The following is a 25,420-nucleotide window of genomic DNA, read 5'->3' as shown; positions in this document are numbered from 1 at the left end:
GGTGTGTCAGTCACATCTGCATTGGATGTGACACCGTCATCGCAGGCAAGCCAGCTCCCACATTCAGATCTATGTGATGCCGTGCTTACTGTTTTTCCAGCAGCCATTGGCGAGGGCCTGGGGTGAACTGCGGCACTTCATCCGCCTGCGCAGTGTTCACCGCCTGGAAGATTTCCAGTTGCTTGTCCTTGCGAGCAAAGATCCACGGGTTGCCCTTGCCGTTCAGTTGCAGCCAGATGCTGTCGTAACCGCCGCTCATGGAGGCGCAGTCGCCCGCCAGGCACAGCGAATACTGGTCGACGCCCGGCAGGCCAGCCACTTGGCCATTGGCCTGGAACTGTACGGTGGCGCCGTCACCGTTGCCGTCCTTGATCTTCCAATCCCCGCCAATGTAGGCCGCATACAGTGCGCGTTCGAAGTTGGCGCCCAGCGGCGCGCCTTCCGGGGCAGGGTCTTTGGCGCGGGCGAACAGCTGCTCAGGCTCGTTGTCATTGGCCACTTGCAGCAGTTGTTTGCCTTTGCGCTTGAGTTCGGTGGCTGTGCTGCCGTAGAAGTCCACGCTCCAGGCGCCGGATTTCTCACCGAGCAACTTGCCTTCGGCTACTTCAAAACCGTTGTAGTAGCGTGCCTGCGAAGCCTTGGTGTTCACTTCCCATTCAAGGTTGGGGCCATAGGTTTGCAGGGCTTCACGCAAAGGGCCGCCCTTGGCTGCCGCATCGATGGCGACCTGGTTGATCCAGGTGCCGCTCACATCCAGGTCGGCGGGGTTGCTGGCACAGCCGCCGAGCAACAGGGCGAGCAACGATGAGGCTACAAGCGCTTTGCGCATTACGAAATCCTTCTGAAACAAAGTCGGCGCAGCCTTTGGGGGCTGCGCCGGGTGTTTTACTCGATGACCAGAATCGCGTCCATCTCAACCTGTGCGCCCTTTGGCAGGGCGGCAACGCCGATGGCGGCACGGGCTGGGTAGGGTTGTTCGAAGTACTTGCCCATGATCTCGTTGACCTTGGCGAAGTGGCTCAGGTCGGTGAGGAAGATGTTCAGTTTGACGATGTCCTTGAACGAACCGCCAGCGGCTTCGGCAACGGACTTGAGGTTCTCGAAGACCTGTACGGTCTGGGCTTCGAAGCCTTCCACCAGTTCCATGGTCTTCGGGTCCAGCGGGATCTGGCCGGACATGTAGACGGTGTTGCCCGCCTTGATTGCCTGGGAGTAGGTGCCGATGGCGGCCGGGGCCTTGTCGCTGGTGATAACGGTCTTGGTCATGTGTGACTCCTTGTAATGAAGTGGGTTAGGCACGCATGCGGGTGATGCGGATGACCCCGGTCAAGGCGCGCAGTTTCTTGATCACGCGGGCCAGGTGCACGCGGTCGTGGACGCTGACCACCAACTGGACCACGCTGATGCGGCCATCGCGCTCGTCCATGCTGATTTTCTCGATATTGCCGTCGGCCGCGTTGACGCTGCTGGCCAGCAGCGCGATCAGGCCGCGCTGGTGTTCCAGCTCCACCCGCAGCTCGACGTTGAATTCGCCGGTGACATCCTTGGCCCACGAGAGCTGGATGCATTTTTCCGGGTTGTGGCGGATTTCGGTGATGTTGCGGCAGTTGTCCAGGTGCACCACCATGCCTTTGCCCGCCGACAGGTGACCGACAATCGGGTCGCCCGGGATCGGCGTGCAGCACTTGGCGTAGCTGAGCACCAGGCCCTCGGTGCCGCGAATCGCCAGCGGGCCTTCGGGGCTTGGCAACTGTTCGCCTTCGCCGAGCAGGCGACGGGCGACCACGTAGGCCATGCGGTTGCCCAGGCCGATATCTTCCAGCAGGTCCTCGATGGTTTCCTGGCGATATTCGTGGAGCATCGCTTGGACGCGCTCAGCCGGGATCTTGTCCAGGGCGCTGTCGAAGCCGTTGAGCACCTTGTTCAGCAAGCGCTCGCCGAGGCTGATGGACTCGGAGCGGCGCTGCAGTTTCAGGGCGTGGCGGATGTGGGTGCGCGCCTTGCCGGTGACCACGAAGTTCAACCAGGCCGGGTTCGGGCGTGCGCCCGGTGCGCTGACGATCTCGACCGTGGAGCCGCTTTGCAGCGGTTCGGACAGCGGTGCGAGACGACGATTGATCCGACAGGCAATGCAGCTGTTGCCCACGTCGGTGTGCACCGCATAAGCGAAGTCGACCGCCGTGGAGCCTTTGGGCAGCTCCATGATCCGGCCTTTGGGCGTGAACACGTAGACCTCGTCCGGGAACAGGTCGATCTTCACACTTTCGATAAATTCGAGGGAGTTGCCGGCACGTTGCTGCATTTCCAGCACGCCCTTGACCCACTGGCGGGCACGGGCATGGGTGCCTTTTGGCTGCTCGTCACCGCTGGATTTGTACAGCCAATGGGCGGCGATGCCGTTGTTGGCCATCTCTTCCATTTCGCGGGTGCGGATCTGGATCTCGATCGGCACGCCATGCATACCGAACAGCGTGGTATGCAACGACTGATAGCCGTTGGCTTTGGGGATCGCGATGTAGTCCTTGAAGCGCCCCGGCAGGGGTTTGTACAAATTATGTACAGCGCCCAGCACACGGTAGCAGGTGTCGACCTTGTCGACGATGATCCGGAACGCGTACACGTCCATGATCTCGTTGAAGGCCCGGCGCTTGCCGCGCATCTTTTTATAGATGCCGTAGATGTGTTTCTGCCGGCCGCTGACCTCGCCCTCGATCTCGTCGATCGCCAGGCAATGGCTCAGGGACTCTTCGATCTTGTTGACGATTTCCTTGCGGTTGCCCCGGGCGCGCTTGACCGCCTGGTAGATGCGCGCTGAACGCATCGGGTGCATGGCCTTGAAGCCGAGGTCTTCGAATTCGATGCGAATGGCGTGCATGCCCAGCCGGTTGGCAATCGGCGCGTAGATTTCCAGGGTTTCCTTGGCGATGCGCCGGCGTTTCTCGCCAGACAGCACTTCCAGCGTGCGCATGTTGTGCAGCCGGTCGGCCAGCTTGACCAGAATTACGCGGATATCGCGGGCCATGGCCATGGCCATCTTCTGGAAGTTTTCCGCCTGGGCTTCGGCCTTGGTCTCGAAGTTCATCTGGGTCAGTTTGCTGACCCCGTCGACCAGTTCGGCCACGGTTTCGCCAAACTGCGCGCTGAGCGCTTCTTTGGCGATGCCGGTGTCTTCGATCACGTCATGCAGCATCGCGGCCATCAGGCTCTGATGGTCCATGTGCATCTCGGCAAGAATGTTTGCCACCGCAAGAGGATGGGTGACATACGCCTCGCCGCTGCGGCGGCGTTGGCCGTCGTGGGCTTGTTCGGCGTAGAAATACGCTCGGCGGACCAGGTTGACCTGGTCTGGGCCGAGGTAGGTCGATAAGCGATCGGCGAGGGCGTCTATGCTCGGCAAAGTGTTAACTCCTGCCGTTGGCTGTGACCCCGCGCCGTGCTACGTCGACCAGGCATAGGCTTAGACGGCCTCGTTGGACTCGTCCTCGAACGCTGCAAACAGCGGTTCGTCTTCAACGATTTCAGCGTTGGCGATGAACTCGTAGCTCATCAGGCCTTCAGCGATTTCACGCAGGGCTACAACGGTAGGCTTGTCGTTTTCCCACTGGACCAGGGGCTCTTTGCCGCCAGTGGCCAGTTGACGGGCACGCTTGGTAGAGAGCATGACCAGCTCAAAGCGGTTATCCACGTGTTCTAGGCAGTCTTCAACGGTTACGCGGGCCATGGTATTCCTCGGAGCGAATGCAAGATGCGCGCTGCCCGGTTGGGCGAGCGGACTGAGCAGTTTAAAAAATCACCAGCGTTTAGGGAAGCGCTGATTTTTCGCGAGCCTTCGTAAAACCGCTGCAAGCACCAATGTAAAGCCCTTGCAGCCATTTTGGGAAGAGCCAATCAACCGAGCAGTTCGGCCAGCAATTTGCCGAAACGCTGCTGTTGGCGCTTTTGCTGGAGCTGATTGGTGCGGAAAATCGCCTTCAAATCCTCCAGCGCGTGGGAAAAGTCGTCGTTAATGATCAGGTAGTCGTAGTCGACGTAGTGGCTCATTTCGCTGACGGCCTCACGCATGCGGCCTTCGATGATCTCGTCGCTGTCCTGGCCACGGTTGGTCAGGCGCTGGTGCAAGGCTTCCAGGGACGGCGGCAGGATGAAGATCGAACGCGCCTTGGGCATCAGCTGACGTACCTGCTCGGCACCCTGCCAGTCGATTTCCAGGATCAGGTCGTGGCCTTCGTCCAGGGTCTGCTGCAGGTGGCTTTGTGAGGTGCCGTAGAGGTTGCCGAACACTTCGGCGCGCTCCAGGAAGTCGCCGTGCTCGATCATCTTCACGAACTCGGTGCGCTCGACGAAGTGATAGTGCACGCCGTTCACCTCACCCGGGCGCATGGCGCGGGTGGTGTGAGAGACCGAGATGCGGATCTGCTCGTCGGCGTCGGTCAGGGCCTTGACCAGGCTGCTCTTGCCCGCGCCCGAGGGGGCGGAAATGATGTAAAGGGTGCCGGTGCTGTGGGTCATGGAAGTTGCCTTACTCAATATTCTGTACTTGTTCGCGCATCTGCTCGATCAACACCTTGAGGTTGACCGCAGCCGTGGTGCTGCGCGGATCGAAAGCCTTGGAGCCCAGTGTATTGGCTTCGCGGTTGAGTTCCTGCATCAGGAAGTCCAGGCGCCGACCGGCGGCACCCGCCGACTTGAGCACGCGGCGCACTTCAAGGATATGGGTACTCAGGCGGTCGAGCTCCTCGGCCACGTCGCTTTTTTGTGCGAGCAGCACCATTTCCTGCTCCAGACGCGTCGGATCGAGGTCGGCCTTCATGTCGGCGAAACGGTCGAGGACCTTCTGGCGCTGGGTGGCGAGCATCTGCGGCACCAGTTCGCGCAGGGTGACCACGTCTTCTTCGATGGCGGTCAGGCGCTCGCTGATCAGGCGGGCCAGTTCGGCGCCTTCGCGCTCGCGACCGGCTTTCAGCTCCTTCAAACCTTGAGTGAACAGGGCGAGGGCTTCGGCGTTGAGGGCCTGTGGGTCGGTGGCGTCGGCCACCAGCACGCCAGGCCAGGCCAGCACTTCCAAAGGGTTCAGCGCGGCGGGCTGCTTGATCAGGCCGGCGATGGTTTCGGCGGCGGCGACCAGTTGCGCGGCACGGTCGCGGTCGACCTGCAGCGGCTTGCCGGTGGTTTCCTCGGTAAAGCGCAGGGTGCATTCCAGCTTGCCGCGGGAAATGCCCTGGCGCAGTGCCTCGCGCACGGCGCCTTCGAGGTCGCGGAACGATTCCGGCAGGCGCAGGTGCGGCTCCAGGTAGCGGCTGTTGACCGAGCGCAGTTCCCAGCTCAGGGTGCCTTGGGCGCCGGCTTTTTCGACGCGGGCGAAGGCGGTCATGCTGTGCACCATGGAGGTACCTCGCGTTGCAGCCCGCAAACACGGGCTGATGGTTAAGAAGGCGCAGGATTGTAGCGCAGTGGGGCGGACGCGCCCAAACTCGACCATTGGTAACCGAATTTTTTAGCAGTGCCCCGAAGCGGTTCACGGCTCTATAATGCTCGGCAGTTTTTCGTCCTCAGTACAGGTATCCCCTATGAAACGTCCAAGTGGTCGCGCTGCCGATCAGCTCCGCTCGATCCGCATCACCCGCAACTACACCAAACACGCCGAGGGTTCTGTACTGGTCGAGTTTGGCGATACCAAGGTTATCTGCACCGTCAGCGTCGAAAATGGCGTGCCACGTTTCCTCAAGGGGCAGGGCCAGGGCTGGTTGACCGCCGAATACGGCATGCTGCCGCGCGCCACCGGCGAGCGTAACCAGCGTGAAGCCAGCCGTGGCAAGCAAGGCGGCCGTACCCTGGAAATCCAGCGCCTGATCGGCCGCTCCCTGCGCGCAGCCCTGGACATGTCCAAGCTGGGCGACGTGACCCTGTACGTCGACTGCGATGTGATCCAGGCTGACGGCGGCACTCGCACTGCATCCATCACCGGCGCCATGGTGGCGTTGGTCGATGCGCTCAAAGTGATCAAGAAGCGCGGCGGCCTGAAGGGCGGCGACCCGCTCAAGCAAATGATCGCTGCCGTTTCGGTGGGCATGTACCAGGGCGAGCCTGTACTGGACCTGGATTACCTGGAGGACTCGGCGGCCGAGACCGACCTGAACGTGGTCATGACCAGCACCGGTGGTTTCATCGAAGTGCAGGGCACTGCCGAAGGCGCGCCATTCCAGCCGGCTGAGCTGAATGCCATGCTCGCGCTGGCCCAGAAAGGCATGACCGAGATCTTCGAACTGCAAAACGCCGCACTGGCTGACTGAGCCGGTCGGCCTCAAGGAGAAACGCCATGAATGACAGCCAACTGCCGCAACCCTCGCTTTCCTACGAAGTGCGTCAAAGTGCGATGTTGTGTCATCTCGCGGCGTTTCTGGGGTTTGTGTTCCCCTTCGGCAGTGTCGTGGGGCCGCTGATCCTGTGGCAGATGAAGAAGGAAGTCAGCCCGTTCATCGATGATCAGGGCAAGGAAGCGCTGAATTTCCAGATTACCGTGGCCATCGCCTGGATCGTGTGCATCGTGCTGGCCTTTGCGGTGATCGGGTTCTTCCTGATGACGGCCCTGGCCATCGCCAGCGTAGTGCTGACGATCATTGGCGCGATCAAGGCCAATAAGGGGATCGCCTATCGCTACCCCTTGACCTGGCGACTGGTCAAATAATGAACGCCCACAAAAAAACCGACAGCAATGTCGGTTTTTTTGTGCCTGGAAAAAGACCTCAGATGGTCAGTGTCCAGTCGTAGTCCACGATCAGCGGCGCGTGCTGCGAGAAGCGCGGCTGACGCGGCAAGCGCGCACTGCGAACGAACCGGCGCAGACCTGGGGTCAGCAACTGGTAGTCGAAACGCCAACCCAGGTTGAGCATCTCGGCCTGTTCGTTATCCGGCCACCAGCTGTACTGGTCGCCCTCTCGGCTGACTTCACGCAGGGCATCCACGTAGCCCATGTTGCCGACAATCTCGTCCATCCAGGCACGTTCCGGCGCCAGGAAACCCGGGGATTGCTGGCTGTCGCGCCAGTTCTTGATATCCAGCTTTTGTTGCGCCACGTACAGCGAGCCACAGTAAATGTACTCGCGACGTTTGCGCCGCTGTTTATCCAAGTAACGGGCGAAGTCGTCCATTAGCTTGAACTTCTGGTTCAAGTCTTCATCGCCGTTCTGCCCCGAAGGGAGCAGCAAGGTCGCGATGCTGACCTTGTCGAAATCGGCTTGCAGGTAGCGCCCGTAGCGGTCGGCTGTCTCGAAGCCGAGGCCGCTGATGACCGCCTTGGGTTGCAACCGCGAGTACAAAGCCACGCCACCTTGGGTGGGCACTTCGGCATCGCAGGCATAAAGGAAGTAGCCATCCAGTTGGAAGGCTGGGTCGTCCAGTTCAAAGGCGGAGGCGCGGGTGTCCTGCAGGCAGATGACGTCGGCATTCTGTGCTTGCAGCCAACTGAGCAAACCACGCTCGACTGCAGCCTGAATACCATTGACGTTCACACTGATGATCCGCATAAATGGCCCCAAAAATCGCGTGCGTGTATGATACACGCCGTCTACCTAATTAGCTAAATCCGTGGTATCTGAGGCTTTTTTCATGCAGGCGTATCAACGCGATTTCATTCGTTTTGCCATCGATCGCGGCGTTTTACGCTTCGGCGAGTTCACCCTCAAGTCCGGGCGCACCAGCCCGTATTTCTTCAATGCTGGCTTGTTCAACTCGGGTTCGGCTCTGGCCCAGCTGGGTCGTTTCTATGCGGCCGCCATCGTTGAAAGCGGTATTCCGTTCGACGTGCTGTTCGGCCCGGCCTACAAGGGTATCCCCCTGGCGGCGGCGACTGCCGTGGCGTTGGCCGAGCATCATGGCCAGGACCTGCCTTGGTGCTTCAACCGCAAAGAAGCCAAGGCTCACGGCGAAGGCGGAAGCCTGGTCGGCGCTCCGCTCAAGGGCGAAGTGCTGATTATCGACGACGTGATCACCGCTGGCACCGCTATCCGTGAAGTGATGCAGATCATCGCTTCCCAGGAAGGCGTCAAGGCCGCCGGCGTACTGATCGCGCTGAATCGCCAGGAGCGTGGCAACGGCGAATTGTCGGCGATCCAGGAAGTGGAGCGCGACTTCGGCATTCCGGTGGTGAGCATCGTGTCGTTGAACCAGGTACTGCAGTTCTTGGAAGATGATCCGCAGCTCAAGCAGCATCTGCCTGCTGTTCGCGCCTACCGCGAGCAGTTCGGCGTCTGACCCAAATCATCCCCATGTGGGAGCGGGCTTGCCCGCAATAGCGGCGTATCAGGCGACGGAATTGTTGAATGTGCCGCCGTCATCGCAGGCAAGCCAGCTCCCACATTTGGACCGAGTACAAATAAAAAAGCCCCGCTCAATTTGATTGAGCGGGGCTTTTTTATGTGCGGCAGTTAAGGACGCTTGCGATTACTGATCAGCGTACCCATGCCGGTATCCGTGAAGATCTCCAGCAGTACCGCATTCGGCACCCGGCCATCGATGATCAGCGAGCTGCCGACGCCGCCTTGCACGGCTTCCAGTGCGCAACGGATCTTCGGCAGCATGCCGCCGTAGATAGTGCCGTCGGCGATCAGGTCGTCGACTTGCTGGGTGGTCAGGCCGGTCAACACCTTGCCTTCCTTGTCCAGCAGGCCGGCGATGTTGGTCAGCAGCATCAGCTTTTCGGCTTTCAGCGCTTCGGCCACCTTGCCGGCCACGAGGTCGGCGTTGATGTTGTAGGACTCACCGTTGGCACCCACGCCGATTGGCGCGATCACCGGGATGAAATCACCCTTGACCAGCAGGTTCAGCAGGTCGGTGTTTACGCCAACCACTTCGCCCACTTGACCGATGTCGATGATTTCCGGCTGGGTCATTTCCGGCGTCTGGCGGGTTACCGTCAGTTTTTTCGCACGGATCAGCTCCGCATCCTTGCCGGTCAGGCCGATGGCGCTGCCGCCATGGCGGTTGATCAAGTTGACGATGTCCTTGTTGACCTGGCCGCCGAGGACCATCTCCACCACGTCCATGGTCTGCGCATCCGTGACGCGCATGCCATCGATGAAGTGGCTCTCGATCGACAAGCGCTTGAGCAGGTCGCCGATTTGCGGGCCGCCACCGTGAACCACCACCGGGTTGATTCCCACGGCTTTCATCAACACGATGTCGCGGGCAAAGCCGGTTTTCAGCTCGTCGCTTTCCATGGCATTGCCGCCGTACTTGATTACCAGCGTCTTGCCGACATAGCGTCGGATGTAAGGCAACGCTTCGGACAAGACCTTGGCAGTGTTGGCAGCGGCTTCGCGTTCGAGGGTCATTCAGGGCTCCGGTAAAAAATCAGAACGGTAATTGGAGATCAGGGGCAACACGTTTCAACTGGGCGTGGAACACGTCCTTGATGCGCTGCAACTCAGCCTCGGTATCCGCCTCGAAACGCAGGACCAGCACCGGTGTGGTGTTGGACGCGCGAACCAGGCCCCAGCCTTTGGCGTAATCGACTCGCACACCATCAATGGTGGTCAGGTTGGCGCCTTCGCCCCATTGCGCATCGTGCAGTGCGTCAATGATGCTGAATTTGCTCTCTTCGGTCACATGGATATTGATCTCTGGCGTAGAAATATCATTCGGGAAGGTCTGAAACAGCTCCTGCGCCGTGGATTTTTCCTTGCTGAGGATCTCCAGCAGACGGGCGGCGCTGTAAATACCGTCGTCAAAGCCGAACCAGCGCTCCTTGAAAAACACGTGGCCGCTCATTTCACCGGCCAGCAGGGCGCCGGTTTCCTTCATTTTCTTTTTGATCAACGAGTGGCCGGTCTTCCACATTAGTGGGCGCCCGCCGTATTCCTTGATCAGCGGCGTCAGGCGGCGGGTGCACTTCACGTCGAAGATGATCTCGGCGTTGGCGTTGCGCGCCACCACATCGCGGGCGAACAGCATCAGCAGGCGGTCGGCGAACACGTTTTCGCCGGTATTGGTCACCACACCCACGCGGTCGCCGTCACCGTCGAAGGCCAGGCCGACATCGGCCCCGGTTTCCTTGACCTTGGCGATCAGGTCCACCAGGTTCTCAGGCTTGCCTGGGTCCGGGTGATGGTTGGGGAAGTTGCCGTCGACCTCGCAAAACAGCGGGATCACTTCGCAGTTCAGGGCTTCGAGCAGCTGTGGGGCGATCACGCCGGCCGCGCCATTGCCGCAATCCACCACCACTTTCAGGCGGCGTGCGAGTTTGACGTCACGGGTGATTTCATCAGAGTAGCGTTGCAGGATGTCGACTTTGGTGATGCTGCCCTTGCCGCTGGTCAGGTCGTTGGTCTTCAGGCGGTTGTGCAGGGCCTGAATCTGTTCGTTGGCGAGGGTGTCGCCAGCGATGACGATCTTGAAGCCGTTGTAGTCCGATGGGTTATGGCTGCCCGTGAGCATCACGCCGGATTTGCCAGCCAGTACATTGGCGGCGTAGTACAGCGCGGGTGTTGGCACCAGGCCGACGTCGCTGACGTGGCAGCCGCTGTCGGCAAGGCCCTGGATCAGTTGCTCGACCAGTTCCGGGCCGGACAGGCGGCCGTCACGGCCTACCGAGACGTTGGGCTCATCCTGGGCCAGGCTCTGGGCGCCGATGGCACGGCCAATCCAGTAGGCGGTTTCGGCAGTCAGGGTCTTGGGCACTACGCCACGAATGTCATAGGCGCGAAAGATGCTGTCGGGAAAAGTCGGGGCTACTCGGGCTGCGGTACTCATCGCGGGGGGAAACTCCATCTGAAGGGGGCAAAGCTGGCCTGAATGTGGCTGACCGGCGGGCTCAAACTGAAGGGTATGACGGCGTTTTCGGCAGAGAGTTCGTGGTGCAAAAATGCCATCGGCGCTCGCGCTCCGTGCTTTTTTGCGTGTAATGCATTGATTTCAATGACGAAATCTCGCTGATAAGGTGCGCGCATTCTTCATCCTGGAAAGCCATGCGGTGGCATCGGGCCGGGCAGGGCGCCCGGCCTGATTCAGCTTAGTCAGTGGCTGCCGGAATGCCCAAAACCACCTGCGCCGCGTTGTGTTTCAACAAATTCCTCAACCAGCTCGAAGTGCGCCTGTACCACCGGTACCAGCACCAGCTGGGCGATGCGTTCACCGACAACGATGTTGAACGCGGTCTGGCCACGGTTCCAGCACGACACCATCAGTTCGCCCTGGTAATCGGAGTCGATCAGCCCCACGAGGTTGCCCAGCACGATGCCATGTTTGTGGCCCAGGCCGGAGCGCGGCAGGATCAGCGCCGCCAGACCGGGGTCGCCGACGTAGATCGACAGGCCGGTCGGAATCAGGACGGTCTGGCCCGGTTCAAGGACAGTGTCCTCTTTGAGCATGGCGCGCAGGTCCAGGCCGGCAGAGCCCGGTGTGGCGTAGGCCGGCAGTGGGAAGTCGGTACCGATGCGTGGGTCGAGGATCTTGGCTTGCAAAGCGTGCATGTGAATTAAACCTGGTTCAGCCGTTGGGCGATAAAAGAGATCAGTTGGCGGGCAATCTTGCCCTTGCTGGTCTGGGCGAAAAGGGTGGCGTGCAGGTCGCGGTCGATCACGCTGCAGGCGTTTTCCTCGCTGTTGAAGCCGATGCTCGGGTTGGCGACATCATTGGCAACGATCAGATCGAGGTTTTTGTCTTTCAATTTACGTGCGGCGTAGTCCAGCAGGTGTTCGGTCTCGGCGGCGAAGCCGACACTGAACGGACGGTCCGAACGGGTGGCGATGGTGGCCAGGATGTCCGGGTTGCGCACCATTTGCAGGAGCAGGCCGTCGCCGCTCGTAGGGTCTTTCTTGAGCTTTTGCGGGGCGACGACTTCCGGGCGGTAGTCTGCAACCGCTGCCGAGGCGATGAACAGGTCGCAGGGAATGGCCGCTTCGCAGGCCGCCAGCATATCGCGGGCGCTGACTACGTCGATTCGCGTGACCCGATCAGGGGTCGGTAAATGCACCGGCCCCGTGATGAGGGTGACGCGCGCGCCTGCCTCAACCGCCGCTTCGGCCAAGGCAAAGCCCATTTTTCCTGAGCTATGGTTGGTGATGTAGCGCACCGGGTCGATGTTTTCCTGGGTCGGGCCGGCGGTGATCAGTACGTGCTTGCCGGTCAGGGCCAAGTGTTGGAAGCACTCGGCGGCGCACAGCGCCAGGTCGGTGGCTTCGAGCATGCGGCCCATGCCGACGTCGCCACAGGCCTGGCTGCCGGAGGCCGGGCCGAACACCTTGAGGCCACGGCTTTGCAGGAGTTGGGTGTTGGCCTGGGTCGCCGGGTCGCGCCACATGGCCTGGTTCATGGCCGGGGCGATGGCGACGGTGGCGTCGGTGGCCAGCACCAGGGTGGTCAGCAGGTCATCGGCGATGCCCTGGGCCAGGCGGGCGATCAGGTCGGCGGTGGCCGGGGCGATCAGCACCAGGTCAGCCCATTTGGCCAGTTCGATATGGCCCATGGCGGCTTCGGCTGCCGGGTCGAGCAGGTCGAGGTGCACCGGGTGGCCGGAGAGGGCCTGCATGGTCAATGGGGTGATGAACTCGCTGCCACCACGGGTCATGACCACGCGCACTTCGGCGCCTTGGTCCAGGAGCCTGCGAACCAGCTCTGCGCTCTTGTAGGCGGCGATGCCGCCGCCGACGCCGAGAACGATGCGTTTCCGATACAGACGCTGCATTGGTTTGCCTTTCCAGTTCAGTGATGCCAGTTCAGTGACGCCTGCGACGCCCCCTCCCCAGGGGAAATCGCAGGCAAAAAAGAGGGCTTAAGATAACACAGCGTCTGCCTGGCAACAGCGGCGCACGTACACACGGAGGTGGGATGAGTATTCGCGATTGGCCCTTGGCGGAGCGACCACGGGAGAAGCTTTTGGAGGGGGGCGCGGCGAGTCTGTCCGACGCCGAGTTGTTGGCGATCTTCCTGCGCACCGGCGTTTCCGGCCGTAGTGCGGTGGATTTGGCACGCCACTTGTTGGCGCAGTTCGGTGGCCTGCGCCCACTGCTTGAGGCCAGTCAGGCGCTGTTCAGTCAGCATCTAGGCTTGGGGCCGGCGAAGTTTGCCCAGTTGCAGGCGGTGCTCGAAATGTCCCGGCGCCATATGGCAGAGAAACTGCGCAGCGATTCGGTACTGGAGAGCCCGCTGGCGGTGCGCAGTTACCTCAAGGCGCTGTTGCGGCATGAACCCCACGAGACGTTTGGTTGCCTGTTTCTGGACTCGAAGCACCGGGTGCTGGGGTTCGAGGCGTTGTTTCAGGGCACCATCGACTCTGCGGTCGTTTACCCCCGACAGGTGGTCAAGCGTGCCCTGGCCTACAACGCGGCGGCGCTGATCCTGTGTCACAACCATCCTTCCGGGAATGCCGAACCGAGTGCGGCTGATCGAAAAATGACCAAGTTGCTGCAGAAGGCCTTGGAGGTGGTGGACGTGCGCGTGCTGGATCACATCATCGTGGGTGATGGCGACCCGCTGTCGATGGCTGAGTACGGATGGCTGTAGGCGCCGGCTTGCCGGCGATAGCATCAATGAAACGGGACGCCATCGCCGGCAAGCCGGCTCCTACACGGGCGGGGTCAGGGTTTCAGGCTGACGTTGGAGAAGTCCTGTCGGCCGAATGGGCTGACCTTGTACCCCTCGACATTCTTGCGGGTCAGCGCGAATGCCGTCGGGTGAGCCAGTGGCAGCCAGAGTGCCTGCTGCTGGATCTGCGCCTGGGCCTGCTGGTACAGCTTGCTGCGCACGCCTTGTTCGCTGGTGGTCTTGCCCGCGCTGATCAGCTTGTCCAGGGCCGGGTCGCAGTAACGGGCGAAGTTGGTGCCGGACTTCACTGCCGCGCAAGAGAATTGCGGCGTGAGGAAGTTGTCCGGGTCGCCGTTGTCGCCGGCCCAGCCCATGAACAGCAAGTCATGCTCGCCGGCCTTGGCGCGGCGGATCAGCTCGCCCCATTCGATCACGCGGATCTCTGCCTGGATACCGACCTTGGCCAGGTCAGCCTGCAGCAGTTGTGCGCCGAGGTTCGGGTTGGGGTTCAGCAGGCTGCCGGTGGGGCGGGTCCAGATTGTGGTCTTGAAACCGTCCTTGAGGCCAGCTCGGTTCAGCAGGGCCTTGGCCTTGGCGAGGTCCTGTGGATAACCCGGCAAGTCCTTGGCATAGCTCCAGGTGTTGGGCGGGTAGGGGCCGTTGGCGGCTTCGGCGGTGCCTTCGAACACGGCCTTGAGGTAGCTGCCCTTGTCGAACGCCAGGTTGATGGCCTGGCGCACTTCCGGCTTGTCCAGGGGCGGGTGCTGGCTGTTGATGGCGACAAACGCCGTCATGAACGCGGCGGTTTTTTCCACCTTCAACGCTGAGTCTTTCGCGGCTTCACCCACGTCCAGGGGCTTGGGCGACAGCGCGATCTGGCATTCATCACGATGGAGTTTCTGCAGGCGCACATTGGCATCCGGCGTGATCGCGAAAATCAAGTTATCCACAGCCGGTTTGCCGGCGAAGTAGTCCGGATTGGCTTTGTAGCGCACCACGGCGTCTTTCTGGAACCGAACGAACACGAACGGGCCGGTGCCGATCGGCTGGCTGTTGAGCTTCTCGGGGGTGCCGGCCTTGAGCAGCTTGTCGGCGTATTCGGCCGGGTAGATCGACGCAAAGCCCATGCTCAGGGCGGCGAGGAAGGTGGAGTCAGCATGGTCCAGGGTGAAGCGCACTGTCAGCGGGTCGAGCGCGTCGATTTTTTTGACCAGTGTTGGCAATTGCAGGGATTGTGCGTGTGGGAAGCCGCTCTGGGCGATCTGATGCCATGGGTTGGCCGGGTCGAGCATGCGCTCGAAGCTGAAGCGCACGTCTTCGGCGGTCAGAGTGCGGCTAGGGGTGAAATACTCGGTGCGGTGGAATTTCACGTCCGGGTGCAGCTTGAAGGTATAGGTCAGGCCATCGGGCGAGACTTCCCAGCTGTCCGCCAGGCTAGGCACCAGCTTGCCGCTGGCCTCGTCGTAGTCCACCAGGCGGTTCATCAGCACGTCGGCCGAGGCGTTGGTGGTGGTCAGCGAGTTGTATTGCACCACGTCAAACCCTTCGGGGCTGGCCTCGGTACACACACTCAGGTTGGTGGCCGCCTGGGCCAGTGGCGCCATAAAGAGAGGGGCAAGCAATAGCGGTAGGGCAGCGAAGCGCATATTCGGTTTCCTTTGCAGATCGAAGGCCCATCTGCGAGTGCAGTCTGGAAAAAGACTACCGTAGTGGTCTGATTGGCAAATGACTAGCCCATTTTTGCCTGTGCTTTTCGCCAAAATACTGTTTTGATGACGCCTCAGCGCGTTTCGCTCTTCACTTTTCGGTGCGGGCGTGCGCTGTCAATCATTCTGTGCGACGAGCGGTCGGCTATTACAGCGGCCCCTCCTGGCAACGGTTCAGGCGTCTGCTGCCAAGATTTACGCCGGTAAAAACACACGGGCTGTTGTTGCACTGGGGTCTTTCTGGTATAAAGCAGCGCTCTTTTCTAGGGGCCCGGTTCCTTCGCTTGTAGGTGTAGCCGGTAAGACCCTAAAGAAACGCGGCGCCTGGCGCCAAATGACTGAGAGATTAAGCGGCCAACCCATGCCGGGTTGGGCATGTGGTTTTAGAGGGCTGAGGCATGTCGAGAGTCTGTCAAGTTACCGGTAAGGGTCCGGTGACTGGGAATAACATTTCCCACGCAAATAACAAAACCCGTCGTCGTTTCCTGCCGAACCTGCAGCATCACCGCTTCTGGGTTGAAGAAGAGAAACGTTTTGTTCGCCTGCGTGTATCTGCTAAAGGCATGCGTATCATCGACAAGCGTGGCATCACTGTCGTGCTGGCCGAAATCCGTGCCGCTGGCAAGATCTAAGGAGCTCTATCATGCGTGAATTGATTCGAATGATCTCTAGCGCCGGTACTGGTCACTTCTACACTACCGACAAGAACAAGCGTACTACCCCGGACAAGCTCGAAAAGAAAATGTTCGACCCGCGCGTTCGCAAGCACGTGATCTACAAAGAAGGCAAAATCAAGTAATTGATTTTCCTCCTTGTGAAAAAAAGCCCGTCTCTCACGAGTCGGGCTTTTTTTTGCCTGCGATTTACTGATCAGGCCTTCTGCTCGAACACCACGTAGATCTTGCGGCACGGCTCCAGCACTTCCCAGGTACCGCTGAAACCAGCGGGAATCACGAAGCGGTCGCCGGCGCGCAGGGTCTTGGCATTGCCCTCGGCATCTCGCAATACCGAAACACCCTGCACAATCTCGCAGTACTCGTGTTCGGTGTAGTTGACCTTCCATTGCCCGACCTCGCCTTCCCACACCCCGGCGCTCATCTGGCCGCACGGGCTGTTGTAGTGGTTGTAGATCGTTTGCTCCGGGTCGCCCTTGAGGATTTTTTCCGCAGCGGGGCGGTAGCGATCGGGGGCGGTGTTGGCTTGGCTGAAGTCGACGATGTCCTGGATGCTCATGTGCGTGTCCCGTCTGGCCTGCGGTTGGAGAGCCCAAAGTCTATGTTTATTAAAATGAACATCGCAAGGGCGTTTGCCGGCGTTATGTCAAATATATTGAAACATCCCCAGCCGCTGGTTTAGGGTGGCAGCTGCCTTGAGCCGAACAGCTGGCTGGCCGGGCAAGAATTCTGTGAGGCTGCCGGGGGACATCGCCTGGCCCTTGTATTCAATAAGAGGAGGACACTCGCATGACCACCCTGACCCGTGCCGACTGGGAACAACGCGCCAAGGATCTGAAGATCGAAGGCCGCGCCTACATCAACGGCGAATACACCGCCGCTGCTTCCGGTGACACGTTCGAATGCATCAGCCCGGTCGATGGCCGCCTGCTGGCCACTGTTGCCAGCTGTGACGCCGCCGACGCCCAGCGCGCCGTGGAAAACGCCCGCGCCACCTTCGATTCCGGTGTGTGGTCGCGCCTGGCGCCGGCCAAGCGCAAGGCCGCCATGCTGCGTTTCGCCGATTTGCTCAACGCCAATGCCGAAGAGCTGGCGCTGCTTGAAACCCTGGACATGGGCAAGCCGATCACCGACTCCCTGGAAATCGACGTCCCTGGCGCCGCCAATGCCCTGAGCTGGAGCGGTGAAGCCATCGACAAGATCTACGACGAAGTCGCCGCCACCCCGCACAACCAGCTGGGTCTGGTGACCCGCGAGCCGGTCGGTGTCGTGGGCGCCATCGTGCCGTGGAACTTCCCGTTGATGATGGCCTGCTGGAAGCTCGGTCCGGCGCTGTCCACCGGTAACTCGGTGATCCTCAAACCGTCCGAAAAATCCCCGCTGACCGCCATCCGCATCGCGGCCCTGGCGGTTGAGGCCGGCATTCCAAAAGGCGTGCTGAACGTACTGCCAGGCTACGGCCACACCGTGGGTAACGCGCTGGCGGTGCACATGGATGTCGACACCCTGGTGTTCACCGGTTCCACTAAAATCGCCAAGCAGCTGTTGATCCGCTCCGGCGAGTCGAACATGAAGCGCGTCTGGCTGGAAGCCGGTGGCAAGAGCCCGAACATCGTGTTTGCCGATGCCCCGGACCTCAAGGCCGCTGCCGAATCGGCGGCCGGCGCCATCGCCTTCAACCAGGGCGAAGTCTGCACCGCCGGTTCGCGTCTGCTCGTCGAGCGCTCCATCAAGGACAAATTCCTGCCGCTGGTGATTGAGGCGCTCAAGGGTTGGAAGCCAGGTAACCCACTGGACCCGGCGACCAACGTCGGCGCCCTGGTGGACACCCAGCAGATGAATACCGTGTTGTCGTATATCGAGGCTGGCCACGCCGATGGCGCCAAGCTGGTCGCGGGTGGCAAGCGTACTCTGGAAGAAACCGGTGGCACCTACGTCGAGCCGACGATTTTCGACGGTGTGACCAACGCCATGAAGATCGCCCAGGAAGAGATCTTTGGCCCAGTCCTGTCGGTGATCACCTTCGACAGCGCCGAGGAAGCGGTGAAGATCGCCAACGACACCGTCTACGGCCTGGCCGCAGCGGTGTGGACCGCCGACATCTCCAAGGCGCACCTGACCGCCAAGGCACTGCGTGCCGGTAGCGTGTGGGTCAACCAGTACGACGGCGGCGACATGACCGCCCCGTTTGGTGGCTTCAAGCAGTCGGGCAACGGCCGCGACAAGTCGCTGCACGCGTTCGACAAGTACACCGAGCTGAAGGCGACCTGGATCAAGCTCTGATTTTCAGGGCTTATTGCGGTTAAAAATGTGGGAGCGGGCTTGCTCGCGAAGGCGGTGTATCAGTACCAGATTGACTGGCTGACGGACCGCATTCGCGAGCAAGCCCGCTCCCACGCTGTTTTGTGTGATCTTAAGAATTATCCACAGGAGCGTGGAAATGCGTTGGGCGACTTATTTCGCCGTCTTGGCCTCAGTCCTCAGCGTCGGCCTGGCCCTGGGTGTGAGCATGCCGCTGGTGTCCCTGCGCCTTGAAAGCTGGGGTTATGGCAGCTTTGCCATTGGGGTGATGGCGGCGATGCCAGCCTTTGGCGTCCTGCTGGGGGCCAAGGTCTCCAGCCGGATGGCATCGTGGCTGGGCACCGCCAACCTGATGCGCCTGTGCTTGTGGGCGGGCGCGGTGTCCATCGGCCTGCTGGCCATCCTGCCAAGCTACCCGGTGTGGCTGGTGCTGCGGCTGATGATCGGGGTGATCCTGACCATCGTGTTTATCCTCGGTGAAAGCTGGATCAACCAGTTGGTGGTGGAGCAGTGGCGGGGCCGGCTGGTGGCGCTGTATGGCTGCAGTTATGCCTTGAGCCAACTGTCGGGGCCCCTGCTGCTGGGAGCGCTGGGTACCGACCACGATTATGGTTTCTGGGTGGGCGTGGGGTTACTGGTGGTGGCGCCCTTGTTGTTGCTGGGCCGCAGCGGTGCTCCGACTGCCGAATCCTTCAGCGTGACCCTGGGCGACCTGTGGCGCTTCTGCCTGAGCCTACCGGCAATTGCCTGGGCGGTGGCCTTGTTCGCCGCGTTCGAAGCGATGATTCTGACGCTACTGCCGGTGTATTGCCTGCAACAGGGGTTCACGGCCGAGATCGCCTTGGCCATGGTCAGCACGGTGGTGGTCGGCGACGCGCTGTTGCAGTTGCCTATCGGCGCGCTGGCCGACTACCTGCCTCGGCGCACGCTTTTTCTGAGTTGTGCGGTGCTGTTGCTGGCGTCGAGCCTGGCGATTCCCGTGGTGTTGCACACGCTGCTGATCTGGCCGGTGTGGGTGTTGTTCGGTGCCAGTGCGGGCGGGTTGTTCACCCTGTCGTTGATCTTGATCGGCGAGCGTTATCGCGATGACGCGCTGGTGCGCGCCAATGCCCACATTGCGCAGTTGTGGGGGATCGGTTGCCTGATCGGGCCGTTAGTGGCCGGCGCGGGCAGCCAGTGGATCAGCGGGCATGCGTTGCCACTGTTGATGGCTGCCGGGGCGTTGGGCCTGGTGGTGTTGCTGTTGCGCCAAGGTGCATTCGGCGCCGCGCAACCGGCCTGACCTTGAAATGCGATCAATATGTAGGAGCTGGCTTGCCGGCGATGGCATCTCCTCGGTGTAACTGAAAAAACGAGGTGCCTGCATCGCAGGCAAGCCAGCTCCCACATTCAATCTCCATTGTTCTTACAGCATACGTTCAAGGCCGACTGAGGTGGCGAACCACGCATTGAAGCGACGCCACCAACTGCCCGGCTCGCGGGTCAGGGTGTGCAACTGGCCGTTGTCTTCAGTCACCCATACCACCTGGCCATCCTGCAATTTCGCCTCATAGCTCAACGCCGGCGCCATGCCTTGCAGCGCCAGGCCGCGCACGTGCTCGGCCAGCTCGGGACTGTCCACCAGCACGCCGACTTCGGTGTTCCACAGTACCGAACGCGGGTCGAAATTGAATGAACCGATAAACGACTTCTCGCGATCAAAGATCATCGCCTTGCTGTGCAGGCTCGAGTCCGAGCCTCGGAACGTGCCGCGACGAAACAGGTGCGGGCCGCTGCCGCCTCCGGCATCGCCCGGTTGGCGACGCAACTCATAGAGTTTCACGCCGTGCTCGAGCAACGCCTTGCGGTAGGGTGCGTAGCCACCGTGCACGGCAGGCACGTCCGTAGCTTCCAAAGCGTTGGTCAGCAGGCTTACGGAGACGCCCGCATCCGCGCGGCCGGTCAGGTAGACCAGGCCGGGCGGCCCCGGCACGAAGTACGCCGAGATCATCATCAGCTCGTGATTGACGCCTTCCAACTCCGGCGCCAATTGGGTGGTCAGCAGCAGCCGCGGGTCCGGCTCGGCCGTGGCCAGTACCTTGCTCGGCGCATCCCACAACGCCTGGTTCCAGGCCCAGATCAGTTCGCGGCGCCAAATATCCATGCGCGGTTGGGTCTGGTAGGTGCGCAAGCGGTTGTACAGCGCATGGTTCTGCTGGCGCGATTCGGCCAGCGAGGCTTCCAGGCGCACGCGGGCTGCGGCCAGGTCGCCTTTGGACGGGGCGTTGGAAACAAACTCATCGATGGGTTTGCTCAGCGCGCTGTTCCAGTACTGGTCGAAGCTGTGGCCCAGTTGCTCGGCCACCGGGCCCACGCTGAGCATGTCGATGTCGGTGAAGTTCAGGTTGGGCTCGGCGTCGAAATACTCATCCCCCAGGTTGCGCCCGCCCACAATGGCCACGCTGTTGTCGGCCAGCCACAGCTTGTTGTGCATACGACGGTGTTGCAGCGACAGGTTGAACAGTCGGCCCATGGCTCGCGTTACGCCCGTGCTACGCCCCAGGTGCAGGGGGTTGAACAGGCGAATCTCAATCTTGGGGTGGGCGGCGAGGGTGGCGATGATCTGGTCAAGGCCGTCGCTCGTGGTGTCGTCCAGCAGGATGCGGATGCGCACGCCCCGGTCGGCGGCCTTGAGCAGCTCGTCCACCAGCATGCGGGTGCTGATGCCGTCGTGCACGATGTAGTACTGCAGGTCGAGGCTGACTTGGGCGTTGCGGATCAGTTCGGCGCGGGCCATGAAGGCTTCGCTGCTGTTGGGCAGCAGGCGAAAGCCCGAGCGCCCTTGATGGGGCGCCGCCTGGGCCTGGATCGAGCGGCCGAATGATGATTGTGCGGCGGGCAGGGCATCGCTGGGGACGCGCGGTACATCCACCGTCGCACAGCCCCCCAGGGCCAGGGCGCCCAGCATTAAAAACGGTAAAAGCCGTCGAATCATCAAGGGCGCTGCTTCCAGTTCAGGGCGGTTGTGGGCATATGACGGCCATTTCCCGCGAAAGGTCAGTCGGCCGCCTCGGCCAGCAACTTGATTGCGGCGGCACCGACCTTGCGCACCGCGTCTTCAATCTGCGGGGTTGGCTTGGCAGCGTAGTTCATGCGCAGGCAGTTCCGGTATTTGCCGGAGGCAGAAAAGATACTGCCCACCGCCACCTGTACGCCCTGTTCCACCAGGCCACGGTTGAGCTTGAGCGTGTCGAAGCCTTCGGGCAGCTCGACCCAGAGCATAAAGCTGCCCTGGGGGCGGCTGGCCCGGGTGCCGGCTGGGAAGTAGCGGCTGACCCAGTCGATCATCAAGTCGCGATTGCGCTGGTACTGGGTGCGCATCCGCCGCAAATGCGGCTCGAAGTGCCCGCCTTTGAGAAATTCGGCGATGGCGATCTGCGGCTGGGTCGCCGTGGAGCCGGTGCTGATGTATTTCATGTGCAGCACCCGTTCCAGGTAGCGCCCCGGCGCCACCCAGCCAATGCGCAGCCCGGGCGCCAGGGTTTTCGAGAACGAGCTGCACAGCAGCACGCGGCCGTCTTCGTCGAACGACTTGATGGTGCGCGGGCGGGGGTAGCTGTAGGCCAGCTCGCCATACACATCGTCTTCGATAATCGCCACGTCAAAGCGCTGCGCCAGGGTCAGCAATGCTTTTTTGCGGGCCTCTGGCATGATGTAGCCCAGGGGGTTGTTGCAGTTGGGCGTCAGTTGGATGACCTTGATCGGCCACTGCTCCAGGGCCAGTTCAAGGGCTTCGAGGCTGATCCCGGTGACCGGGTCGGTAGGGATTTCCAGGGCCTTCATGCCCAGGCCCTTGAGGGTCTGCATGGCACCGTGAAAACTCGGCGAATCCACCGCAACGATATCGCCGGGCTCGCAGATGGCGTGGATGCTGGCGGACAGCGCTTCGTGGCAACCGGTGGTGATCACAATATCTTCGGCGGTCAGTTGGCAGCCCGAATCCAATGACAGCCGTGCAATCTGCTCGCGCAGTTCCATACAGCCGAGGATATTGTCGTAATACAGGCCCGGCAGATCCTGGCGCCGGCTCACCCGTGCGAGGCTGCGCAATAGGGGTTTCATGGTGGGCGACAATACATCTGGCATGCCACGGCCCATCTGTATGACGTCTTTGCGTGGCACGGCACGAATCAGTTCGAGTACCTGGTCCCACTGCGAAATTTCCACCGGGCGCTGTGCCGGGCGACCCACTTCCGGCAGTGCCGGCAGCTCGCGACCGACGGGCACAAAGTACCCGGACTTGGGCTTGGGCATCGCCAGGCCGTTGTCCTCCAGCAGGCGGTAGGCCTGCTGCACGGTGCTCAGGCTGACCCCATGCTCCACGCTCAAGGCTCGTACTGAGGGCAAGCGGTCGCCCGGGCGGTAGAAGCCCTGCTCGATGCGGGTACCCAGCAGTTCGGCGAGGTTGACGTAAAGGGTCATGGCGGTCGCTCCCAAGAGACCAGTACAGATAGGGGGAAAATACAGGATTCAGGCGTCGATAGGCAGTATCTGTATGGGTTTAATAAATACGGGTTGAATCTGTATCGCTTTTGGCTCACCGCCCATTCTAGTCACTCATGGCAACAAGCAAATGAGGGGCAGCAAAATGAGCGGCATGAGCGATGTGCGGTTGGCGTTATACAGCCAGGAACTGGAGGCCGGAGAAGAGCGGGCGAGGGCGCCGCGCAATATCAGTCGCTGGGACTTGTTCTGGCACCGCCGCCACACCCGCAAGGCATTGCTGCACCTGACTCGCGAGCAGTTGCGCGATGTCGGGCTGACCGTGGAACAGGCGCGCCAGGAAGGCCTGAAGCCGTTCTGGCGCGATTGATCAGACCAGTTCCTTGAGGCGGTGCCAGAGCATGCCCAGCGCCAGCAGCGGTGAGCGCAGGTGCTTGCCGCCCGGGAAGGTGATGTGCGGCACCTGGGCGAACAGATCGAAACGGCCCTGTTGCTGGCCGCTGATGGCTTCGGCCAGCAGCTTGCCCGCCAGGTGGGTGGCGTTGAGGCCATGGCCCGCGTAAGCCTGGGCGTAATACACATTGGGCTGGTCGGCCAACCGACCAATCTGCGGCAGACGGTTGGCACCGATGCCGATCATGCCGCCCCATTGGTAGTCGATTTTCACGTCGGCCAGTTGCGGGAACACCTTGAGCATTTTCGGACGCATGTAGGCGCCGATGTCCTGGGGATCGCGGCCGGAATAGTGACAGGCACCACCGAACAGCAAGCGTCGGTCGGCGGACAACCGGAAGTAGTCCACCGTCACCCGCTGGTCGCACACTGCCATGTTTTGTGGCAACAGGTTATGGGCCTGCGCTTCGCTCAGCGGCTCAGTGGCGATGATGTAGCTGCCGGCTGGCAGCACCTTGCCACCCAGTTGTGGGTTGAGGTCATTCAGGTAGGCGTTGCAGGCCAGCACCAGGGTCTTGGCGCGCACGTTGCCCGAGGCGGTGTGCACGTTAACCTCGGGGCCGTAGTCGATGCGGGTCACTTCGGATTGTTCGTACAGTTTCACGCCCAATTGCTGCGCGGCAGCTGCTTCGCCGAGGGCCAGGTTCAACGGGTGCAGGTGGCCGGAACCCATGTCGATCATGCCGCCCGCATAGCGATCGGAGCCGATTACGCTGCTCATCTCGTCGGCTTGCAGTAGGCGTACTTCATGGCGATAGCCCAGGCTGCGCAGCTCGTCTGCGTCCTCGGCAAGGCCCAGCAGGTCGCGGGGTTTGTTGGCGAGGTCGCAATAGCCCCAGGTCAGGTCGCAAGGAATCTGATAACGCTCGATACGCTCGCGCACGATCTCCACCGCTTCCAGGCCCATCAGCTTCATCTGGCGCACGCCGTCGGTGCCGATCACGTGGGCGAACTGGTCCAAGCCATGGCCGACGCCCCGGATCAACTGGCCGCCGTTGCGCCCACTGGCGCCCCAGCCGATCTTGCGCGCTTCCAACAGCACCACGCGCAAGCCACGCTCAGCCAATTCCAGCGCGGTGTTGAGCCCCGAAAAACCGCCGCCGATCACGCACACATCCGCCGTCATTTCACCGGCCAGTGCCGGGTAATCGGGTTGCGGCACGCTGCTGGCGGCGTAGTAGGAAGCGGTGTGCCGGGCGCTGGCGGTCATGGGGAGCATCCCTGTTTGGAAAATTTGACGCAGGATACAGCGGTCGGGCGAAGCTGTCTCACCGCAGGCTTTTGCGGCAGAATCCACGCCTATTCGCCGTTCGGTACGTGTTTCGATGAGTTGCAACAGTCAGAAAATCAGCGCGCTGCGCCGTCAGATCCCATCGTTCGAGTGCGTCCCGGGTTGCCACGACTGCTGTGGGCCGGTGACCACCTCGCCCGAGGAAATGTCGCGCCTGCCACGCAAGACCGCTGCCGAGCAGGATGCGGCCATGGACGCGCTGAACTGCGTGCACCTGGGGCCAAACGGCTGCACGGTGTATGACGAGCGCCCGCTGATCTGCAGGTTGTTCGGCACCACCAAGACGTTGCCTTGCCCCAATGGGCGGCGGCCCGTGGAGCTGATTCACCCGCGGGTGGAGAAACAGATCCACGAGTACATGGCCAGCACTCGGCAAGTGCTGGTTTAACTCGGTTAATGTGGGAGCTGGCTTGCCTGCGATGGCGGTGGGTCAGTCACCACCGCTATCGCAGGCACGCCAGCTCCCACATTTGACCCAGTTGTGTCAGTTGGTTAATCGGGAATCGGCAGGTTCAGGCTCTCCTTCACCTCTTCCATCACGATGTAGCTCTTGGACTCCCGCACATGGGGCAACTTGAGCAGGATGTCACCCAGCAATTTGCGGTAGGACGCCATCTCGGAAATCCGCGCTTTCACCAGGTAGTCGAAGTCGCCTGACACCAGGTGGCACTCCAGCACGTGGGGCAGTTTCAGCACGGCGCGGCGGAATTCTTCAAAGGTGTCGCCAGACTTGTAATCGAGGCTGATCTCGACAAATACCAGCAAACTGCCCTTCAAATGCTGCGGGTTGAGCCGTGCGTTGTAGCCCATGATGATCCCTTCGCGTTCCAGCCGACGGACCCGTTCGGTACACGGCGTGGTGGACAGCCCGACCTTTTCTCCCAGTTCCGTGAACGAGATTCGCCCATCGGTTTGCAGGATGCGCAGGATGTTGCGGTCGATCTTGTCCAGCTCCCGCTTGGTCTGGGTGTTGGTACGCATAGGGGATACGCCTC

Annotated in this window: 26 protein-coding genes and 1 pseudogene; 10 read left to right on the top strand and 17 right to left on the bottom strand. The window is 61.4% G+C overall.

Annotation, left to right across the window (positions count from 1 at the left end):
* Positions 1 to 85 precede the first annotated feature (85 nt).
* The 6 genes from ACVWVP_RS02330 to ACVWVP_RS02305 all read right to left on the bottom strand — a co-directional run bounded on the left by ACVWVP_RS02330 (position 86) and on the right by ACVWVP_RS02305 (position 5,383).
* Positions 86 to 829 carry a hypothetical protein gene (locus ACVWVP_RS02330; protein WP_457404404.1) on the bottom strand — a complete coding sequence of 248 codons (744 nt, stop codon included), beginning with the start codon at positions 827 to 829 and terminating at the stop codon, positions 86 to 88.
* 56 nt (positions 830 to 885) lie between these two features.
* Complete coding sequence (locus tag ACVWVP_RS02325; protein ID WP_003176922.1) at positions 886 to 1,266, bottom strand: RidA family protein; 381 nt, start codon at positions 1,264 to 1,266, stop codon at positions 886 to 888.
* Between the two features lie 25 nt (positions 1,267 to 1,291).
* Positions 1,292 to 3,397: a bifunctional GTP diphosphokinase/guanosine-3',5'-bis pyrophosphate 3'-pyrophosphohydrolase gene (gene spoT, locus ACVWVP_RS02320; protein ID WP_178920349.1), complete on the bottom strand. Its 2,106-nt coding sequence runs from the start codon at positions 3,395 to 3,397 to the stop codon at positions 1,292 to 1,294.
* A gap of 60 nt (positions 3,398 to 3,457) precedes the next feature.
* A complete protein-coding gene (gene rpoZ / locus ACVWVP_RS02315; RefSeq protein WP_003176920.1) occupies positions 3,458 to 3,721 on the bottom strand; it encodes a DNA-directed RNA polymerase subunit omega in 264 nt (87 codons plus the stop codon).
* 167 nt (positions 3,722 to 3,888) lie between these two features.
* On the bottom strand, positions 3,889 to 4,509 hold the full coding sequence (gmk, locus tag ACVWVP_RS02310) for a guanylate kinase (RefSeq protein ID WP_176994459.1): 621 nt from the start codon (positions 4,507 to 4,509) through the stop codon (positions 3,889 to 3,891).
* Positions 4,510 to 4,519: 10 nt separating this feature from the next.
* The gene (locus ACVWVP_RS02305) at positions 4,520 to 5,383 is read right to left on the bottom strand and encodes a YicC/YloC family endoribonuclease (RefSeq protein WP_178920345.1); all 864 of its coding nucleotides are present in this window, start codon (positions 5,381 to 5,383) and stop codon (positions 4,520 to 4,522) included.
* Positions 5,384 to 5,567: 184 nt separating this feature from the next.
* On the opposite strand from ACVWVP_RS02305, the gene rph reads away from it, so the two are divergent.
* Both rph and ACVWVP_RS02295 read left to right on the top strand, forming a co-directional pair.
* Positions 5,568 to 6,290, top strand: coding sequence for a ribonuclease PH (gene rph, locus ACVWVP_RS02300; protein ID WP_016975928.1), 723 nt, complete (start codon positions 5,568 to 5,570; stop codon positions 6,288 to 6,290).
* A gap of 26 nt (positions 6,291 to 6,316) precedes the next feature.
* Positions 6,317 to 6,685 (top strand): DUF4870 domain-containing protein, encoded by a 369-nt coding sequence (locus ACVWVP_RS02295; protein ID WP_178920343.1) that lies wholly within the window; start codon positions 6,317 to 6,319, stop codon positions 6,683 to 6,685.
* A gap of 58 nt (positions 6,686 to 6,743) precedes the next feature.
* On the opposite strand, the gene ACVWVP_RS02290 is transcribed toward ACVWVP_RS02295, so the two are convergent.
* Entirely contained in the window at positions 6,744 to 7,523 is a 780-nt protein-coding gene (locus tag ACVWVP_RS02290) for an exodeoxyribonuclease III (RefSeq protein WP_003195493.1), read from the bottom strand.
* A gap of 82 nt (positions 7,524 to 7,605) precedes the next feature.
* Between ACVWVP_RS02290 and pyrE the strand changes: the two genes are divergently transcribed.
* The gene (gene pyrE, locus ACVWVP_RS02285; RefSeq protein ID WP_457404401.1) at positions 7,606 to 8,250 is read left to right on the top strand and encodes an orotate phosphoribosyltransferase; all 645 of its coding nucleotides are present in this window, start codon (positions 7,606 to 7,608) and stop codon (positions 8,248 to 8,250) included.
* 173 nt (positions 8,251 to 8,423) lie between these two features.
* Here pyrE and argB read toward each other — a convergent pair whose 3' ends face one another.
* From argB to coaBC, 4 genes and pseudogenes are all read right to left on the bottom strand, one after another.
* A complete protein-coding gene (gene argB, locus ACVWVP_RS02280) occupies positions 8,424 to 9,329 on the bottom strand; it encodes an acetylglutamate kinase (protein WP_457364831.1) in 906 nt (301 codons plus the stop codon).
* A gap of 19 nt (positions 9,330 to 9,348) precedes the next feature.
* A pseudogene (locus tag ACVWVP_RS02275) lies at positions 9,349 to 10,770 on the bottom strand (phosphomannomutase/phosphoglucomutase); the annotation flags it as partial.
* Positions 10,771 to 11,009: 239 nt separating this feature from the next.
* Positions 11,010 to 11,465, bottom strand: coding sequence for a dUTP diphosphatase (gene dut, locus ACVWVP_RS02270; RefSeq protein ID WP_178920337.1), 456 nt, complete (start codon positions 11,463 to 11,465; stop codon positions 11,010 to 11,012).
* Positions 11,466 to 11,470: 5 nt separating this feature from the next.
* A complete protein-coding gene (gene coaBC, locus ACVWVP_RS02265) occupies positions 11,471 to 12,679 on the bottom strand; it encodes a bifunctional phosphopantothenoylcysteine decarboxylase/phosphopantothenate--cysteine ligase CoaBC (RefSeq protein ID WP_457404399.1) in 1,209 nt (402 codons plus the stop codon).
* A 143-nt stretch (positions 12,680 to 12,822) separates the two neighbouring features.
* Between coaBC and radC the strand changes: the two genes are divergently transcribed.
* The gene (gene radC / locus ACVWVP_RS02260; protein ID WP_259172380.1) at positions 12,823 to 13,497 is read left to right on the top strand and encodes a RadC family protein; all 675 of its coding nucleotides are present in this window, start codon (positions 12,823 to 12,825) and stop codon (positions 13,495 to 13,497) included.
* Positions 13,498 to 13,571: 74 nt separating this feature from the next.
* Here the strand turns inward: radC and ACVWVP_RS02255 are convergent, their stop codons facing one another.
* The gene (locus tag ACVWVP_RS02255; RefSeq protein WP_178920333.1) at positions 13,572 to 15,164 is read right to left on the bottom strand and encodes an ABC transporter substrate-binding protein; all 1,593 of its coding nucleotides are present in this window, start codon (positions 15,162 to 15,164) and stop codon (positions 13,572 to 13,574) included.
* A gap of 458 nt (positions 15,165 to 15,622) precedes the next feature.
* Here ACVWVP_RS02255 and rpmB point away from each other — a divergent pair, with 458 nt between their 5' ends.
* Both rpmB and rpmG read left to right on the top strand, forming a co-directional pair.
* Complete coding sequence (rpmB, locus tag ACVWVP_RS02250; protein ID WP_003176907.1) at positions 15,623 to 15,856, top strand: 50S ribosomal protein L28; 234 nt, start codon at positions 15,623 to 15,625, stop codon at positions 15,854 to 15,856.
* A gap of 11 nt (positions 15,857 to 15,867) precedes the next feature.
* Positions 15,868 to 16,023 carry a 50S ribosomal protein L33 gene (gene rpmG / locus ACVWVP_RS02245; protein WP_003176906.1) on the top strand — a complete coding sequence of 52 codons (156 nt, stop codon included), beginning with the start codon at positions 15,868 to 15,870 and terminating at the stop codon, positions 16,021 to 16,023.
* Positions 16,024 to 16,094: 71 nt separating this feature from the next.
* Here rpmG and ACVWVP_RS02240 read toward each other — a convergent pair whose 3' ends face one another.
* Positions 16,095 to 16,457, bottom strand: coding sequence for a cupin domain-containing protein (locus tag ACVWVP_RS02240; RefSeq protein ID WP_065902480.1), 363 nt, complete (start codon positions 16,455 to 16,457; stop codon positions 16,095 to 16,097).
* A gap of 230 nt (positions 16,458 to 16,687) precedes the next feature.
* Here ACVWVP_RS02240 and ACVWVP_RS02235 point away from each other — a divergent pair, with 230 nt between their 5' ends.
* Together ACVWVP_RS02235 and ACVWVP_RS02230 are read left to right on the top strand one after the other, a co-directional pair.
* A complete protein-coding gene (locus ACVWVP_RS02235) occupies positions 16,688 to 18,181 on the top strand; it encodes an aldehyde dehydrogenase (protein WP_259172379.1) in 1,494 nt (497 codons plus the stop codon).
* A 157-nt stretch (positions 18,182 to 18,338) separates the two neighbouring features.
* Entirely contained in the window at positions 18,339 to 19,481 is a 1,143-nt protein-coding gene (locus ACVWVP_RS02230) for an MFS transporter (RefSeq protein WP_178920329.1), read from the top strand.
* A 123-nt stretch (positions 19,482 to 19,604) separates the two neighbouring features.
* Here the strand turns inward: ACVWVP_RS02230 and ACVWVP_RS02225 are convergent, their stop codons facing one another.
* Together ACVWVP_RS02225 and ACVWVP_RS02220 are read right to left on the bottom strand one after the other, a co-directional pair.
* Positions 19,605 to 21,173 (bottom strand): phospholipase D family protein, encoded by a 1,569-nt coding sequence (locus ACVWVP_RS02225; protein WP_457404396.1) that lies wholly within the window; start codon positions 21,171 to 21,173, stop codon positions 19,605 to 19,607.
* 62 nt (positions 21,174 to 21,235) lie between these two features.
* Entirely contained in the window at positions 21,236 to 22,660 is a 1,425-nt protein-coding gene (locus ACVWVP_RS02220) for an aminotransferase-like domain-containing protein (RefSeq protein ID WP_457404394.1), read from the bottom strand.
* A 166-nt stretch (positions 22,661 to 22,826) separates the two neighbouring features.
* On the opposite strand from ACVWVP_RS02220, the gene ACVWVP_RS02215 reads away from it, so the two are divergent.
* Positions 22,827 to 23,051: a DUF1127 domain-containing protein gene (locus ACVWVP_RS02215; protein WP_178920322.1), complete on the top strand. Its 225-nt coding sequence runs from the start codon at positions 22,827 to 22,829 to the stop codon at positions 23,049 to 23,051.
* On the opposite strand, the gene ACVWVP_RS02210 is transcribed toward ACVWVP_RS02215, so the two are convergent.
* Positions 23,052 to 24,344, bottom strand: a complete 1,293-nt coding sequence (locus ACVWVP_RS02210; protein ID WP_457404392.1) for an NAD(P)/FAD-dependent oxidoreductase — start codon at positions 24,342 to 24,344, stop codon at positions 23,052 to 23,054.
* A gap of 115 nt (positions 24,345 to 24,459) precedes the next feature.
* Here ACVWVP_RS02210 and ACVWVP_RS02205 point away from each other — a divergent pair, with 115 nt between their 5' ends.
* A complete protein-coding gene (locus ACVWVP_RS02205) occupies positions 24,460 to 24,813 on the top strand; it encodes a YkgJ family cysteine cluster protein (RefSeq protein ID WP_259172376.1) in 354 nt (117 codons plus the stop codon).
* 104 nt (positions 24,814 to 24,917) lie between these two features.
* Here the strand turns inward: ACVWVP_RS02205 and ACVWVP_RS02200 are convergent, their stop codons facing one another.
* Positions 24,918 to 25,406, bottom strand: a complete 489-nt coding sequence (locus tag ACVWVP_RS02200) for an Lrp/AsnC ligand binding domain-containing protein (protein WP_003176896.1) — start codon at positions 25,404 to 25,406, stop codon at positions 24,918 to 24,920.
* Between the last annotated feature and the right edge of the window lie 14 nt (positions 25,407 to 25,420).

The organism is Pseudomonas sp. TE24901, assembly GCF_054058375.1.
This window is presented reverse-complemented; position numbering and strand designations above follow the sequence as displayed.

What these genes read in the sequence shown, in the direction of transcription:
- ACVWVP_RS02330 (WP_457404404.1), bottom strand. Translation starts at nt 829, where the DNA reads ATGCGCAAAGCGCTTGTAGCCTCATCGTTGCTCGCCCTGTTGCTCGGC.
- ACVWVP_RS02325 (WP_003176922.1), bottom strand. Translation starts at nt 1,266, where the DNA reads ATGACCAAGACCGTTATCACCAGCGACAAGGCCCCGGCCGCCATCGGC.
- rpoZ (WP_003176920.1), bottom strand. Translation starts at nt 3,721, where the DNA reads ATGGCCCGCGTAACCGTTGAAGACTGCCTAGAACACGTGGATAACCGC.
- gmk (WP_176994459.1), bottom strand. Translation starts at nt 4,509, where the DNA reads ATGACCCACAGCACCGGCACCCTTTACATCATTTCCGCCCCCTCGGGC.
- ACVWVP_RS02305 (WP_178920345.1), bottom strand. Translation starts at nt 5,383, where the DNA reads ATGGTGCACAGCATGACCGCCTTCGCCCGCGTCGAAAAAGCCGGCGCC.
- rph (WP_016975928.1), top strand. Translation starts at nt 5,568, where the DNA reads ATGAAACGTCCAAGTGGTCGCGCTGCCGATCAGCTCCGCTCGATCCGC.
- ACVWVP_RS02295 (WP_178920343.1), top strand. Translation starts at nt 6,317, where the DNA reads ATGAATGACAGCCAACTGCCGCAACCCTCGCTTTCCTACGAAGTGCGT.
- ACVWVP_RS02290 (WP_003195493.1), bottom strand. Translation starts at nt 7,523, where the DNA reads ATGCGGATCATCAGTGTGAACGTCAATGGTATTCAGGCTGCAGTCGAG.
- pyrE (WP_457404401.1), top strand. Translation starts at nt 7,606, where the DNA reads ATGCAGGCGTATCAACGCGATTTCATTCGTTTTGCCATCGATCGCGGC.
- argB (WP_457364831.1), bottom strand. Translation starts at nt 9,329, where the DNA reads ATGACCCTCGAACGCGAAGCCGCTGCCAACACTGCCAAGGTCTTGTCC.
- dut (WP_178920337.1), bottom strand. Translation starts at nt 11,465, where the DNA reads ATGCACGCTTTGCAAGCCAAGATCCTCGACCCACGCATCGGTACCGAC.
- coaBC (WP_457404399.1), bottom strand. Translation starts at nt 12,679, where the DNA reads ATGCAGCGTCTGTATCGGAAACGCATCGTTCTCGGCGTCGGCGGCGGC.
- radC (WP_259172380.1), top strand. Translation starts at nt 12,823, where the DNA reads ATGAGTATTCGCGATTGGCCCTTGGCGGAGCGACCACGGGAGAAGCTT.
- ACVWVP_RS02255 (WP_178920333.1), bottom strand. Translation starts at nt 15,164, where the DNA reads ATGCGCTTCGCTGCCCTACCGCTATTGCTTGCCCCTCTCTTTATGGCG.
- rpmB (WP_003176907.1), top strand. Translation starts at nt 15,623, where the DNA reads ATGTCGAGAGTCTGTCAAGTTACCGGTAAGGGTCCGGTGACTGGGAAT.
- rpmG (WP_003176906.1), top strand. Translation starts at nt 15,868, where the DNA reads ATGCGTGAATTGATTCGAATGATCTCTAGCGCCGGTACTGGTCACTTC.
- ACVWVP_RS02240 (WP_065902480.1), bottom strand. Translation starts at nt 16,457, where the DNA reads ATGAGCATCCAGGACATCGTCGACTTCAGCCAAGCCAACACCGCCCCC.
- ACVWVP_RS02235 (WP_259172379.1), top strand. Translation starts at nt 16,688, where the DNA reads ATGACCACCCTGACCCGTGCCGACTGGGAACAACGCGCCAAGGATCTG.
- ACVWVP_RS02230 (WP_178920329.1), top strand. Translation starts at nt 18,339, where the DNA reads ATGCGTTGGGCGACTTATTTCGCCGTCTTGGCCTCAGTCCTCAGCGTC.
- ACVWVP_RS02225 (WP_457404396.1), bottom strand. Translation starts at nt 21,173, where the DNA reads ATGATTCGACGGCTTTTACCGTTTTTAATGCTGGGCGCCCTGGCCCTG.
- ACVWVP_RS02220 (WP_457404394.1), bottom strand. Translation starts at nt 22,660, where the DNA reads ATGACCCTTTACGTCAACCTCGCCGAACTGCTGGGTACCCGCATCGAG.
- ACVWVP_RS02215 (WP_178920322.1), top strand. Translation starts at nt 22,827, where the DNA reads ATGAGCGGCATGAGCGATGTGCGGTTGGCGTTATACAGCCAGGAACTG.
- ACVWVP_RS02210 (WP_457404392.1), bottom strand. Translation starts at nt 24,344, where the DNA reads ATGACCGCCAGCGCCCGGCACACCGCTTCCTACTACGCCGCCAGCAGC.
- ACVWVP_RS02205 (WP_259172376.1), top strand. Translation starts at nt 24,460, where the DNA reads ATGAGTTGCAACAGTCAGAAAATCAGCGCGCTGCGCCGTCAGATCCCA.
- ACVWVP_RS02200 (WP_003176896.1), bottom strand. Translation starts at nt 25,406, where the DNA reads ATGCGTACCAACACCCAGACCAAGCGGGAGCTGGACAAGATCGACCGC.